Below are 13,452 nucleotides of genomic sequence, written 5' to 3' on the forward strand. Positions count from 1 at the left end.
CTTACTGTTTTGGAGCATACTTGCCCGCCAGCGCGGCGAACAGGATCCTCAGCAGGTTTGAATTGCCCCGCAAGCCCTTGATCTTGGTGGGGGTCGGCTCGGCCTTGGGGTAGGCGCGCTCCACCGGCACCTCGCAGGCTTTCAGCCCCAGCTGGGTGGCCCGCACCGAGAGATAGGCCAGCAGCTCGTACCCGGCAAAAATCTCCCGCAAAGGCTGCACCTCCGGGTGGGTCAGGTAGGCGCGGCTGTAGGCCCTGTACGCGTTGGTGGTGTCGGTGAACCAGTGGCGGGCCGCCAGGCTGATGAGCGGCGCGTGCACAAGCCGCACCGCCAGCCAGCGGCTTGTGGGGGTATTCACCGCCCGGCCGCCTTTTATAAACCGGCTGCCCTGCACCAGGTCAAAGCCCTCGCCGAGCTTTTCCAAAAACAGGGGCACGCTCTCGATCGAATCCTTGTTGTTGCCGTCGATGGTGAGCACGCCCTCGTAACCACGCTCCAATGCATAATAGATCCCCATGCGCAGCTGCGCGCCCTGCCGGCCGGCGCCGGTCTTGGTGAGCAGGCCGTTCACTCCCCGGGCGGCAAGGCCTGCAGCCTCCATGCTGCCGTCGGTGCTGCCGCCGTCGCAGATCAGAATATCCGCAAGCTCCGGCACACCCGCGGCCCTTGCCCGGTCCAGCTCGGCTAAAATGCGCGCACCCTCGTTGATTACGGGGATCAAAAGGCAGCATGCGCTGCGCCTTGGCAAAAATTCAACGGCCGTAAAATCCGGCACGCCGGGGATATTTTTATACTCGTTCACGCTGTGCCGAACACCTCCGCCACATAATCGATGCACCGCTCCACCTCGGCCAGGGGGGCGGCCTTCATTTCCAGCGACACAAAGCCCTGGTAGCCCACCGCGCCCAGCAGCAGCGCCAGTTCTTTGTGCAGTGCCCGCGGCCGGATGGGCGCAAGGCCAGGCTCGCTGATGTGCACATGGCTCACATACTGCATTTCGGCGGCAAAATCGCTGGGCCGTTCACCGTTTGCCAGCATGGTTCCCACATCCAGGTTCACCCCGATGCCGGGGCTCGCCAGCCTTTTTGCCAGTGCAAAGGCCTCGGCGGTGGTGTTGAGAAAATTCGTGTTGTAAACGGGCGGATTTGCCTCCAGGGCGATCACCGCACCCCGGCGGCCCGCCAGCCAGCCCAGGCGCGCAAAAAACACTTCCGCTTCGGCCGCCTGCCGGCCGGCCGGCACATTCCGGTTGCGGGGGCAGCCGAACACCAGGCTGCGGCACCGGCAGGCGGCGGCAAACTCAATCGCCTCTCCGGTATACTCTTCCAGCGCCTTTGCCTCCTCCGGCACAAAAATGCTGCCGGTCCGGCCGAACCAAATGCTCTGCATGCTGGGAATCACAAGGCCGTACTGCTGGTACATCACCCCGGCAAACAGGGCCGCGCCGGGCAGATTGTCATAGGGCTTTTCGGGAAAAACACGGGTCGGCGCAATCTCAAGCCCCTGGTATCCATACTCCTTCAGCAGCTGCCATACACGCTGGTCTTCTTCGGCCGCCCAGCCGATGTTGGAGGCAGAACATTTCATCTCAGCTCTCCCAGCCTTTCATAAACGCACAAATCCCTGCCAGCTCCTGCTCCGCCGTGCACAAATATCCGCCCGCGCCGCCAAAGCCTGCGGCGTAAAGGGTGCGCATATCGTAATCAAAGGGCGGGGCTTCCAGCTGGTTTTCAAAGGGGCGGCCGGTCACGGCCTCATGCACCCGGGCGGCGCTGAGCGGCGGGGTGGCCAGGTTCAGTACCCGCAGGTCCAGCTCCAGCGCCCGCTGGAGGTGCCCCCACAGCCGGGAAAGATCATAAAATTGGTAGACCGAACGGCTGTCGGTAAAATGGGCGGCATTCCAGCCAGCCTCAAAAAAGGCCCGCAGCGCAGCCGGGTCGGCCGCGCCGCTGAGCTTGTAAAAGCCGTTTCCCGCGTCCGTATAGGCGCCCGCCACCAACTCGCTTTTTTGGGCCAGCTCGGCGTATTTTGCCGGGCGCAGCAGCGCGGGGGTGAGGGCGTGCAGGTCGTACAAAAAGTTTTTTTTCAGCCCCCGGCCGTAAAGCGCGGGCAGCCGCAGAATCAGCGCGTCCGGCCAGTCCGCCCGCACCCAGCGCTCCAGCTGCAGCCGGTTCGCCCCATAGGGGGCCAGCCCCTCCATAACAGGCTCCTCCGCTTCGGTTTTGCCCCGGCTGTCGGCATAAACGCAGATGGAGGAAACCAGCACCACCTTTTCCGGCGCCAGCCGCTGCAGGTTCCAGCGGGCGCGCTCCATCACGGCCAGGTCGGCGTCCGGGTCCTGGTTTGCCAAAAACATGGCGGCGGGCACCCCGGCATACACCACAAGGCCGTTGGGCTGGCCAAAGCCCTTTTCCACGTCGGTGGAGTGATACGCGGCGTCGAACCCATGGGATGCCAGCAGGTTGCCCCCCACAAAGCCGGTACTGCCCACCAAAACGGTACGCGTCATGGGCGCTGCCCCCTTTCTGCGGCAAAAAGCCACAAAGATACAAAATACATTATACACAAAAAAAACGCCGCGCACAAGGCGCGGCGGCAAACCAGGCAATTTGGCTTTTGCTGCTGAGCAAACCCACCTGGGCTTTAAAGCGCTCTTATCCTTCCTCTCCGGCGCAGCGGCCCTTCGCGCTGTGCGCCGTAATGATCGTAAAGCTGCGGGCGTTCACTGTTATCTCACAGTCATCCGCCACCGCATACCAGTTTTTTCCTTCCCGTACCACAGTGGTGCCCTTTTGCCGGATCTTTTTCCTGCACCATTCCACCACGTCGGTCTCCTTTTTTAGGGAGAGGTTCTTTCTGATCCGTTCGATCCCAAGCGGGGTGGTGTGCAGGCGCTCCAGATTCGCGGCCAGCGCCTCTGCGCCGCTCTTGATCAGCACACCCGTCCCATTCTCCTGGAGCTGCTCCTGTTCCCAGCGGCGCAGCACCGCCAGCTCCTTGGGGGTGTGAAACCAGTGTTCCCCCTCTTCGATCACGGTAAGGGCGCACCCAAACCGGGCTGCAAAAGCATCTGCGGTGGAGCGGTCGGTCAGCTCGTCCCTCCCCGCATACAATATCCTGGTGGGTGCCCGCCACTCCCGGATGGGGTGCCGCCGTGCCCAGCGCAGGTACTCCCACGACAGAGTCTGCCCAAACGCGGTGGGGATGATCCGCCGCGTCTCAAGCTGTTCCTCGCTCACGCCGGCCCAGCCCATCATCGTGCCGATCAGGGCAGGCATATCCAAAACAGGCGACACCAAAAGGCAGCGCTCCAGCGGCTGCCCGGCAAAGGCCAGCATGCTGAACCAGGCGCCGATGCTCACCGCATAAAGGGAAATAACCGTCCAGCGGGCCCGGGCGCATTCCAGCACCCATTCCAGTTCGGGTACCACGTGCCAGGGGTCGAACGCCTCACCCTCCTTTGTCCGCACGCCGTGCCCCGGCAGATCGACGCTCAGCACCTGCCAGCCGCGCCGGCAGGCAGCGGCCGCAAATGCAGCAGCCTCTTCCTTGCTGCCGCCCTGCCCGTGAACATACAGATACACCCGTTCAGCCCGCTCACCCCACAGCAGGGCGGGCAGGCCTGCAAACTCCAAATATTCCTGTTTCATGCTTTATTATCCTCATCCGCAGGCGCTGCCGCCGGCCCTGGCATGGGCGGAAAGCGCAACCGCGCCAAACACAGTGCAAACAATACCGAGCTGATGCCCCAGGTGAGCGGGTAGGCCCAGTAGACCACCCGGATGGTGGGCAGAACCCGCACCGTCAGGGTAATGTAGGTGATGCGCAGCACGCACCACACCGCCAGCATGATCCCCATGGGGATGACCGGCCGGCCCAGGCCCCGCAGCAGCCCCGCGCAGCAGTGAGAAAAGGCCAGCAGGCAGTAAAACAGCGCCACGGTGCGGGCATAGTTCACCCCATACGCCACCACCTGCGCTTCGCCGTTAAAGGCCGCAATGAGCCGGGGCGCCAGCAGATACATGCCAAGCCCCACCCCCTCGGCCAGCAGGGGGCTGCACAGCAGGCCGAACCGCATCCCCTGCTTTACCCGGTCGTACCGGCCCGCGCCCACGTTCTGGCTCACAAAGGTGGAGAGGGCCAGGGCAAAACAGGTAATTGGCAGAAAGGCGAAGCCCTCCACCTTGCTGTAGGCCCCGCAGCCCGCCATGGCTGCGGACCCGAAGGCGTTGATGTTGGCCTGCACGATCACGTTTGCCAGCGAGATCACCGAGTTCTGCACCCCCGAGGGCAACCCCAGGCCCAGCACCTGGCGCAGCGTGCCCGGATCAAAGCGCACCCGCCGCCACCGCACACGGTACGCCGTGCCCGGTCCCGCCAGCTTGCGGAACGAGAGAACGGCGCTCAGCGCCTGGCTGATCACCGTTGCCAGCGCAGCACTGGCAACGCCCCAGCGCAGCACCGCCACGAACAAAAGATCCAGCGCCACATTCGCCGCCGATGATACCAGAAGGTACACCATGGGGCTGCGGCTGTCGCCCACCGACTGCAGGATCCCCGCCCCCACGTTGTACAGCACCACCGCGCTGGATCCCAAAAAGTAAACCCGGAAATACGCCACCGAGCTGCCGATCACATCCTCCGGCGTTCCCATCCAGCGCAGAAGCTGCGGGGTAAACAGCACCCCCGCCACGGTCAGCACCAGCCCCGCCGCCAGGCCCAAGGCCACGGTGGTATGCACCGCGCGTTCCAGATTCTCCCGGTCGCCCGCGCCGAAAAAGCGCGCCACCAGCACCCCGGCCCCCAGGCTCATCCCGTTTACAAAGCCCACCAGCAGCATAATCAGGCTGCCGGACGAGCCCACCGCCGCCAGCGCCTCGCCCCCCAGGAAGTTGCCCACAATCAGCGAATCCACCGCGTTGTAAAGCTGCTGAAACAGGTTGCTGCAAAAGATCGGCAGCGCGAACAGCAGCATGGCCCTTGCCACGCCTCCCTGGGTGAGCGAACACTGCTTTTCGTTTTTCCTCATCTCCGCCGCCCCCCTTTGCTCTGCCGCGCCACGCAAAAACAGAGCGCCCTGCGGGCGCTCTGTTTTTCAGTTTCGTCCTGATTTGTATGATACCACGCCCGCCGGAGCCGCGCAAGGGGCGGGGCGCCCCCGCAGCTTTAGTCTTTTCCCCCGCCCAGCCGCAGGATGGCCTTGCACAGCTCCACCAGCGGGATAATGGCCAGCGCAAGCCCCATGGCCGTGCCGTACTGGGCCAGGGTGATGGCCTCGAAGCCGAAGGCGGCTGCGGCCGGCGGCCAGAACAGCACCCCGGTACTCAGCAAAAGGCTGCCCAGCATGGCGCCCCACAGATATATGTTCTGCCCTTTCAGGGCAAACACGCTGCCCCGCTGGCTGCGCATGTTGAAGCTGTGAAAGATCTCAGCCATGCTCATGGTCAAAAACGCCATGGATACGCCCGCGCCGCTCTGGGTCACCTGCCACAGCCCCGTCTCGCTGAACACGCCCGCAAAATAGGCCGCCAGGGTGAGTGCCGTCACCAAAAGCCCCTGCCAGGCCACGTCGAACCCCAGCCCTCCCGCAAAAATGCCCTCCGAGCGGGGGCGGGGCGGGCGGCGCATCACGTTTTCTTCGGCCCGCTCCATGCCCAGGGCCAGCGCGGGGAAACAGTCGGTGATGAGGTTGATCCACAACAGATGCGCGGGCCCCAGCAGCGAGATGCCCAGCAGCGTGGCCGTAAAAATGCTCAGCACCTCGCTCATGTTGGAGGCCAGCAAAAACTGGATGGCCTTGCGGATGTTGTCGTAAATGCGGCGCCCCTCGCCCACCGCCGCCACAATGGTGGCAAAGTTATCGTCCGCCAGCACCATGTCGGCCACATTCTTGGTTACGTCGGTCCCGGTCAGGCCCATGCCCACCCCAATATCGGCCGATTTCAGCGCGGGCGCGTCGTTCACGCCGTCCCCTGTCATGGCGGTCACACAGCCCCGGGCGCGCCACGCCTTTACGATGCGCACCTTGTGCTGGGGCTGCACCCGGGCATACACGCTGAATTCCGGCACGCGGCGGGCCAGCTCGGCGTCGCTCATACGCTCCAGCTCCATGCCGGTGATGGCGCCGCCCGGGCCGGTCAGGATGCCCAGCTCCCGGCCGATGGCCGCCGCGGTATCCTTATGGTCCCCGGTGATCATGACCGGCCGGATGCCCGCCGCGCGGCATTGGCGGATCGCGGGGGCCACCTCGGGCCGCACCGGGTCCATCATCCCCACCAGGCCCAAAAAGGTGAGCTGCTGCTCGCACACCGCCGGCTCGGGCCGGGCCGGCATGGCGGGCCAGGCCCGCTGCGCCGCAGCCAGCACCCGCAGCGCAGCCCCGGCCATGCGCTGGTTCTCGGCCAGGATCGCCGCCCGATCCCCCTGGGTCAGGGGCACGGGCAGGCCGTCCCGCAACCAGTGGGTGCAGCGTCCCAGCAGCACATCCGGCGCGCCCTTGGTGAACTGGGTCACATCCGTGCGGCCCCTTTCCTTATGAAAGGTGCTCATAAGCTTTCGCTCGGAATCGAAGGGCAGTTCCCCCACCCGGGGCGCGCCGATCGCCAGGGTGTTTTTCGGCAGCCCCAGGCTGGCTGCATACTCCACCAGGGCGCACTCGGTGGCCTCGCCCTGGGCTTTTCCGTTTGTGCCCAGCTCTGCGTCGGTGCACAGGGCCAGCGCGCGGGCCAGGGCTTTTTCCGGGCCGTAATGCTGGCGCACCTGCATCTTGTTCTGGGTCAGGGTGCCGGTCTTGTCGCTGCACACCACCTGGGCGCACCCCAGGGTTTCCACCGCGGTCAGGCGGCGGATCACCGCCCCCTGCCGGCTCATTTTGGTCACCCCCACCGACAGCACGATGGTGACCACCGCGGCCAGGCCTTCCGGGATCGCGGCCACCGCAAGGCTCACCGCTACCATAAAGGTGGACAGCACGGTGGGCAGATCCACCGTGCCCGCCTCCCACAGCCCAAAGCCAAAAATAAACACGCAGATGGCCAGCACCAGCGCGCTCAGCGCCTTGCTCAGGGCCATCAGCTTTTGCTGCAGGGGCGTTTTTCCCTGCGCCGTGGCTGCCAGCACCCCGGCGATCCGGCCCATCTCGGTGTTCATGCCGGTGGCGGTGATCAGCAGCTTTCCCCGGCCGTAACTCACGGCGCTGCCCATATACGCCATGCAGTGCCGGTCGCCCAGCGGTGCCGCGCGCCCGCCCGGCAGGGCGGCCTCGCTTTTTTCCACCGGCAGGCTCTCGCCGGTCAGGGCGGCCTCCTCGATCTTCAGCGCCACCGCCTCCAACAGGCGGCCGTCGGCGGGCACCGCGTCCCCCGCCTCCAGCAGCACCACATCGCCGGGCACCAAATCCTCGCTGTGAACGGTCTGAACATGGCCGCCCCGCACCACCCGGCTCTGGGCCGCGGTCATTTTTTGCAGCGCCTCGATCGCCTTTTCAGCCTTGCTCTCCTGGTATACTCCCAGCAGGGCATTGATCAGCACCACCGCCAGAATGATGAACACGTCCGCAAAGCTTTCACCCGCACAGGCGGCCGTCAGGCCGGACACCGCGGCCGCCGCCAGCAGCACAATGATCATGGGGTCGGCCATCTGCTGCAAAAAGCGCTGGAACCAGCTCTCCTTTTTGCCCTCTTTCAGTTTGTTCTTCCCCTGCCGTGCCAGCCGCAGGGCGGCTTCGCGGGGGGTGAGGCCCTGCGGTCCGCTGCCCAGGGCCTGCTGCACCTGGCGGGCGCTTTGCTGATAATATTCCATGGGATGTGATACCTCCTTCACTCGCGCCTTGTCCTCCTTGCATATATATGGCGCGGGCCGGGGTTTTAGCCTTTGCATTTGCACAGAAAATCCTGCTGCGCAAAGCAATTTTTTGGCCTGCCCGGCGCCGGGCAGGCCAAAAGGGGGGCGGGCCGCAGCTGCGGCCCGCCCCCGGGGTTCCTTTATGCGCTCTATCTGCTCCCGCCGCCCAGCACCTGGTTGCGGTATTCGTTGGCGCTGCGGTTCTCCATCTTTTTAAAAATGCGGGAAAAATGTGTCACGTCGGTAAACCCCACCCTCTCGCTGATCTCCCAAATGCGCAGCGAGGGATCCTGCAGCAGCTCCTTGGCCTTGGCGATCCGCACGCCGTTGAGCAGCTCGGAAAAGCTCTGGCTGGTATACTTGCCGATCAGCTTGGAAAGATGCCACTGGCTCACATACACGCTCTCGGCCACATCGGTGAGGGTAAGCTTTTCGGCGTAGTGCTCCTCGATGTACTGCAGGGCATTTTTGATGATAAAGTTCTGGGCGCCCTCGCTCTCCGGGGCGGGGGTTTCCGCGCTCTCCCCGGCCTGGGCCCCGGTCGCAGGCTGCGCCGCTTCGGCCGCCGTTTTTTCCAGCCGGCGCACCATCTCTGCCAGGGCTTCTTCCAAATCGTTCAGCTTGCTGGGCTTTACGCAATAACGCGCCACCCCCAGCTGCATCGCCCGCTGAGCGTACTCGAAATCCGGGTAACCGGAAAGGATCGTGACCTGCATGGCCGGGAATTCGCTGCGCAGCGCGGCAATCAGGGCCAGCCCGTCCATGCCGGGCATGCGGATGTCGGTGATCAGCATATCCGGTTCCAGGGTGCGGATAAGCTCCAGCGCCCGCTTGCCGTCGCCGGCGGTTGCCACCACCCGGCAGTTGTATTTTTCCCAAGGCAGTATTTTGGACAGGCCCTGTACAATCACGTCCTCGTCGTCCACGATCACCGCACGGTACATCGGCTTCCTCCCCTTTGCACAAACTGCCGCGCACCTCTGCGGCGCGCCTTGTTTCGCAGCTCAAAGTATACCACATTTGGGGGGAATTGAAAAGCGCCCCGCGGTTCTTTTTGAAAAAAATGGAAAAACGAGTGATCGGTTTCTCCGCATTCTCCGCCCCGTCCCGGGGGTGCCGCGCCTTATCCGCCTGCAACGCCCCGCTCAGGCCCCGGCGCAGGCTGCCGCAGCCCGCCGCAGCCCCGCAAGATCCTCTTCATCCGGATGCGGCAGGGCCCGGTCAAAATTTTCCAGCAGCGCCCGGGCCTTTTCGGGTGCTGCCGGCAGCATTGCCTCGTAGCGCCGGCGCACAGCGGGGGGCATCCTGCCCTGGCACATATAGCGGCCCGCCACCGTGTTCGAGCCGTCCAGGCATTGCTCTACCCGGCCCAGGATCCGGGCAAAATAGTCCTCGCTGCCCCCAAAGCCCGCCGTGCCGAACAAAAACACCCGCTTGCCGCGCAGGCGCTCCAAAAATACTTGCATCTCGGGTGCGCAGCCGCCCCTGTCGGTCCAAAAGCCGGCAAAGATCAGCGGCGCGTCCAGCGCCTTTTCGTCCGGCGGGCCGCTGTACACGCACCGGGCCGCCGGCAGCGCCGCCCCGATCTCCCCTGCCAGCCGGGCAGTATTCCCGGTCTGGCTGCTGTAAACCACCGCGTATTTCATTTCAAAGCTTCCTTTCTGTCATAGATACAATGCACACCCTCGTGCCGCTGCATCCCGCCCAGCTCAATCGGCCGGAAAATCGCCTCGTACACAGCCGCCTCCCTTCCCGCCGGCCAGCTTTTCCAGCAGGTCCAGCAGCCGGGCCTGTTCCTCCCCGGTCAGGGCGGCGGCCGCCTGTGCGTCCCACCGGGCAAACAGCGCATGGCTCAGCTCAAAGGCCTCCCGGCCCCGGCCGGTCAACTCCAGCGTTTGGGCGCGCCGGTCCTGCGGGTGGGGGCGGCGCAGCAAAAAACCGCCCTGTTCCAGCTTTGCAAGGCTGCGGGCGGTATGGCCGGCGTCCATGTGCAGAGCCGCCGCAAGCTGGCCCGGCGTACAGCCCGGGTGCCTGCCCACATAAAGGATAAAAAACAGCAGCCCCTGCGACAGGCCCAGCTTCCCCAGCTCCCGGCTGCAATACCCCGCAAAATCGCGCCGCAGCAGGGTGATGTAATACGCGATGGATGAAACCACAGGCGCACCTTCTTTCTTTGATAAAGTCAAGTATATCCAAAGTATTTGACATTGTCAAGTATATACCCTCCCCCCCCTCTTCTTCGCCACGCGAAAGAAGGCGCCCTGCCTTGCGGCAGGGCGCCTTCTTTCAAAGGAGAAAAACACCAAATATGGAGATAGCAAAGTTTGGGTGGGCAACCGAAAACTCAGCCCTTGATGGCGCCCGCGGTGAGCCCCTTGATGATCTGCTTTTGCAGTACCACGTAGATCACGATGATGGGCACCACAATCAGCGTTACGGACGCCGCCATGAGGCCGTAGTCCGTGCTCTCGCGGGAGGATATCTCGCGCAGCAGGCGGGTGACGGGCCATTGATCCTCCAGGCGCAAAAAGAACATCTGGGTGAACAGATCATTATAGCTCCACAAAAAGCTGAAGATGGCCACGGTCACAAAGCTGGGCTTGGTGATGGGCACGATCACCTTGGTGAAGATGCGCACCGGGGTGCAGCCCTCGATAAAAGCCGCCTCCTCCAGGTCGATGGGCAGGCCGCGGATGTAGCCCATCAGCACCACGATCGCAAACGACAGGTTGCCCGCGATCTGCGGCAGAATGACGGACAGGCGGCTCAGCCACACGCTGGAAGTGTTGGTGATGCCCCAGCTGTTCTCCATCTGGAACACGGGAATAATGGTGGCAAAAGCCGGAAACATCATGCTGGCGATCACCAGGCTCTGCAGGGCCTTGCGGCCCTTGAAGCTGTACCGGGCCAGGCCGTAGGCCGCCAGGCCCGCAAAGATCACCACGAACACGGTCACAAGGCCCGAGATGATGATGCTGTTGGCGTAAGCGCCCCATATGTTGAACCGGGTGAATGCCCTGTTGTAGTTCTTGGTGGTGAACAGTTCGCCCAGCGGCAGCACAAACGAGTTTGCCACGATCTGCGTGCGGTCCTTAAACGAGTTCAGGATCACCCACAGGAAGGGATAAACGGTGGTCACAGCCCACAGGGTAAGCACAAGGTAGATCACGGTCTTGCTGATGGAAAAGCCCTTTTTCTCGATCAACTCTCCTGCACCCCCTTAATAGTCTTTCTCTTTGAAGATGGCGTTGGCCAGCTGGCTGATAACCACACCCAGCACCACAATGGCAATGGCGATGGCGCTGGCATAGTCCACATCCTTGGCGTTGAAGGTCTGGAAATACATGTAGGTGCCGGTGAGCCAGGTGGTCTCCACGGGCATGCCGTTGGGGAACATGACCCAGGGCAGGTCGAAGACCTTCAGCGCGCCGGTGATGGCCAGGGTAAGGCAGGTGCACAGCACGTTGTGCAAAAGCGGAACGGTGATGTACCACACCCTCTGCAGGCCCGAGGCGCCGTCGATGGCCGCAGCCTCGTACAGGTCTCCCGAGATGTTGTTCAGCCCGGTCACAATGATCACAAAGTAGAAGCCTATGTACTGCCACACCACCGGCACCATCAGGGTGAACAGGGCGTGCGCCTCATCTTTAAAGTCCAGCAGCTCGCTGGCCCCCAGCGAGAGGCGCAGCTGGTTCAGCATGCCGGTGTCGTACAAAAACACCAGGTTGAACATCAGGCCCAGCGCGGTGGCCGAGATCACGATGGGGAAAAAGTACACGGTGCGGAAGAACTGCTGTCCCTTGGAGATATTGTCCACCAGAAGCGCCAGCAGCAGGGCGATGCCCACCTGGAACACGATGGTCACGCCCATCATAATAAAGGTATTGCCCACCGCGGTGCGCATGCTGCTGTCGGTGAAGAGCTTTACATAATTCTCATAGAAGGGCTCGTTCACACCCTTGGCCCCGGTGCCGAGGCCCCGGATCTTCATGAAGCTGTTATAGATGTTGCGCAGAAAAGGGTAATACAGATACAGGATCATAAAGATAAAAGCCGGGGTGAGAAACAGGAGCAATGGTTTTTTGTTTTTATAAACCATGGAAGAATTCATTGTTGCCCACGCTTTCTTTTAAAAAGCCGGAGAGGCTTTTTGAGGCACTCTCCGGCTTTTCATGCCTTAGATTTTTGTAGCTGCCGGGGGCTTAGCCCTGGGCGGCGGCGATCAGGTCGATGACCTCATCCACACTGGCGGCGATATCAGCCTTGCCGGTCACGATGTTGGCCATGCCGGGAACGAACACGGGGTTGCGGGTCTCGCCCTGGAACTGGTCCTGCACGGCGCCGGCAGTGCCGGTGGCGCCATTGGCCATATCCAGGCCGGCCTTCTGCAGGCTGTTCAGCTTGCTGTCGTCCACCTTCACACCGGCCTTCAGGGCGGTGGTCAGGTTGCCGGAAGCCTCGCAGAACTTGGCGACCTGCTCGTCGCTGGTCATGAACTGCACAAAGCTCACGGCAGCGGCCTGCTTGTCGGGGTCCGCCCAGGCTTTCTGGGTGATGAAGTAACCGGAGGACAGGCCGGCAATGATGTCGGTGGTCTTGCGGTTGTTCTTGCCGGGCACATAGGTCACAGTGAAGTGGGACAGCTGCTCCTCGTCGGCGGGGATGTTGTTGTCGGCGTCGGCGCCGCAGGCAGCGGCCACGCCGTTGACCTTCCAGGAGCCGTCCAGCCAGAACGCAGCCTTGCCGCCGGTGAACAGGGCGAACATCTCGTCGTCCTTGGCGCTGGTGGTGTTCTTGGGCAGGTAGCCGGCCTCATACAGGGCCTTGATATCGCCGATGCCGTCGATCCAAGCCTGATGCTGGGCATTGCCGGCGTCCTTGGTGGGCAGCACGTTATGGGTGGCGGGGGCCAGGAAGTTGTAGATGCAGTACTCGAACCAGTAGTGGGGGATCTCACCCAGGCTGGTGGCGATGGGGGTGTAGCCCTTGCCCTTGATGGTCTCGCACATCTCCATGAACTGATCCCAGGTGGTGTTCGCGTCGGGCACCTGCACGCCGCAGGCCTCCAGCACGTCCTTGTTCACAAACAGGCCTTCCCAGAAGCCGTTCACGGGCACGCTGTAGTTCTTGCCGTCCACGGGGGAGGCGCCCAGCATGTCGTCTTTCATGTTGGAAGCGTAGTCGGGGTAGACCGAGCGGATCTCGTCGATGGACACGACCTTGGGAGTGCCCTCGATGAAGGAGTTGGAGTCGGCGCCGTTGAAGAAGAACAGCACGTCGGGCTCGCTGCCGGTCTCAAAGTCGGCCAGGACCTGGGCCTTGAACTCCTCGTTGGAAGTGGCGGTGGCGTCCTCCACGGTGTTGCCGGTCTCCTTCTCCCAGGCCGCCACAGCGTCTTTGTAGTTCTGGGCGTTGGAGTCGGTGCCCGCATAGGTGGTGACCACCCGGATGCTGGTGGGCGCGGGGGCAGCCGGAGTGCTATCAGCCGGCTGCGAGGCCGGCTGGGAAGCCGGTGCGCTGCTAGGAGCGCCGCCGCAGGCCACCAGAGACAAGCTCATGGCCACGGCCAGAACAAGTGCAAGTGCCTTTTTCATTATGTATACCTCCATT

At 63.1% G+C, this 13,452-nt stretch carries 12 protein-coding genes; all 12 read right to left on the reverse strand.

The genetic code is table 11. The features are described 5' to 3' along the window. Position 1: 1 nt before the first annotated feature. The 12 genes from ACMLHZ_RS03970 to ACMLHZ_RS04025 all read right to left on the reverse strand — a co-directional run bounded on the left by ACMLHZ_RS03970 (position 2) and on the right by ACMLHZ_RS04025 (position 13,436). Positions 2 to 802: a glycosyltransferase family 2 protein gene (locus ACMLHZ_RS03970; RefSeq protein ID WP_418666502.1), complete on the reverse strand. Its 801-nt coding sequence runs from the start codon at positions 800 to 802 to the stop codon at positions 2 to 4. After that, positions 799 to 1,587 carry a sugar phosphate isomerase/epimerase family protein gene (locus tag ACMLHZ_RS03975; RefSeq protein ID WP_418666503.1) on the reverse strand — a complete coding sequence of 263 codons (789 nt, stop codon included), beginning with the start codon at positions 1,585 to 1,587 and terminating at the stop codon, positions 799 to 801. The genes ACMLHZ_RS03970 and ACMLHZ_RS03975 overlap by 4 nt, the downstream gene beginning before the upstream one ends. 1 nt (position 1,588) lies before the next feature. Continuing rightward, positions 1,589 to 2,509 (reverse strand): sugar nucleotide-binding protein, encoded by a 921-nt coding sequence (locus ACMLHZ_RS03980; protein ID WP_418666504.1) that lies wholly within the window; start codon positions 2,507 to 2,509, stop codon positions 1,589 to 1,591. Positions 2,510 to 2,654: 145 nt separating this feature from the next. After that, positions 2,655 to 3,650: an alpha/beta fold hydrolase gene (locus tag ACMLHZ_RS03985; RefSeq protein WP_418666505.1), complete on the reverse strand. Its 996-nt coding sequence runs from the start codon at positions 3,648 to 3,650 to the stop codon at positions 2,655 to 2,657. Next, a complete protein-coding gene (locus ACMLHZ_RS03990) occupies positions 3,647 to 5,029 on the reverse strand; it encodes an MATE family efflux transporter (RefSeq protein WP_418666506.1) in 1,383 nt (460 codons plus the stop codon). Before ACMLHZ_RS03990 ends, ACMLHZ_RS03985 begins: the two co-directional genes overlap by 4 nt. Before the next feature lie 137 nt (positions 5,030 to 5,166). Next, the gene (locus tag ACMLHZ_RS03995; RefSeq protein ID WP_418666507.1) at positions 5,167 to 7,800 is read right to left on the reverse strand and encodes a cation-translocating P-type ATPase; all 2,634 of its coding nucleotides are present in this window, start codon (positions 7,798 to 7,800) and stop codon (positions 5,167 to 5,169) included. Positions 7,801 to 7,991: 191 nt separating this feature from the next. Continuing rightward, the gene (locus tag ACMLHZ_RS04000) at positions 7,992 to 8,786 is read right to left on the reverse strand and encodes a response regulator transcription factor (protein WP_418666508.1); all 795 of its coding nucleotides are present in this window, start codon (positions 8,784 to 8,786) and stop codon (positions 7,992 to 7,994) included. 201 nt (positions 8,787 to 8,987) lie between these two features. After that, on the reverse strand, positions 8,988 to 9,488 hold the full coding sequence (gene bilS, locus ACMLHZ_RS04005; protein ID WP_418666509.1) for a flavodoxin family protein BilS: 501 nt from the start codon (positions 9,486 to 9,488) through the stop codon (positions 8,988 to 8,990). A gap of 63 nt (positions 9,489 to 9,551) precedes the next feature. Continuing rightward, positions 9,552 to 9,998 carry a bilirubin utilization transcriptional regulator BilQ gene (gene bilQ / locus ACMLHZ_RS04010; RefSeq protein WP_418666510.1) on the reverse strand — a complete coding sequence of 149 codons (447 nt, stop codon included), beginning with the start codon at positions 9,996 to 9,998 and terminating at the stop codon, positions 9,552 to 9,554. A gap of 188 nt (positions 9,999 to 10,186) precedes the next feature. Next, positions 10,187 to 11,047 carry a carbohydrate ABC transporter permease gene (locus ACMLHZ_RS04015; protein WP_418666511.1) on the reverse strand — a complete coding sequence of 287 codons (861 nt, stop codon included), beginning with the start codon at positions 11,045 to 11,047 and terminating at the stop codon, positions 10,187 to 10,189. 15 nt (positions 11,048 to 11,062) lie between these two features. Then, entirely contained in the window at positions 11,063 to 11,953 is an 891-nt protein-coding gene (locus tag ACMLHZ_RS04020) for a carbohydrate ABC transporter permease (RefSeq protein ID WP_418666512.1), read from the reverse strand. A 91-nt stretch (positions 11,954 to 12,044) separates the two neighbouring features. Next, positions 12,045 to 13,436, reverse strand: coding sequence for an ABC transporter substrate-binding protein (locus ACMLHZ_RS04025; RefSeq protein WP_418666513.1), 1,392 nt, complete (start codon positions 13,434 to 13,436; stop codon positions 12,045 to 12,047). Positions 13,437 to 13,452 lie beyond the last annotated feature (16 nt).

The organism is Allofournierella sp., assembly GCF_048388525.1.
Taxonomy (GTDB): Bacteria; Bacillota; Clostridia; order Oscillospirales; family Ruminococcaceae; genus BQOK01.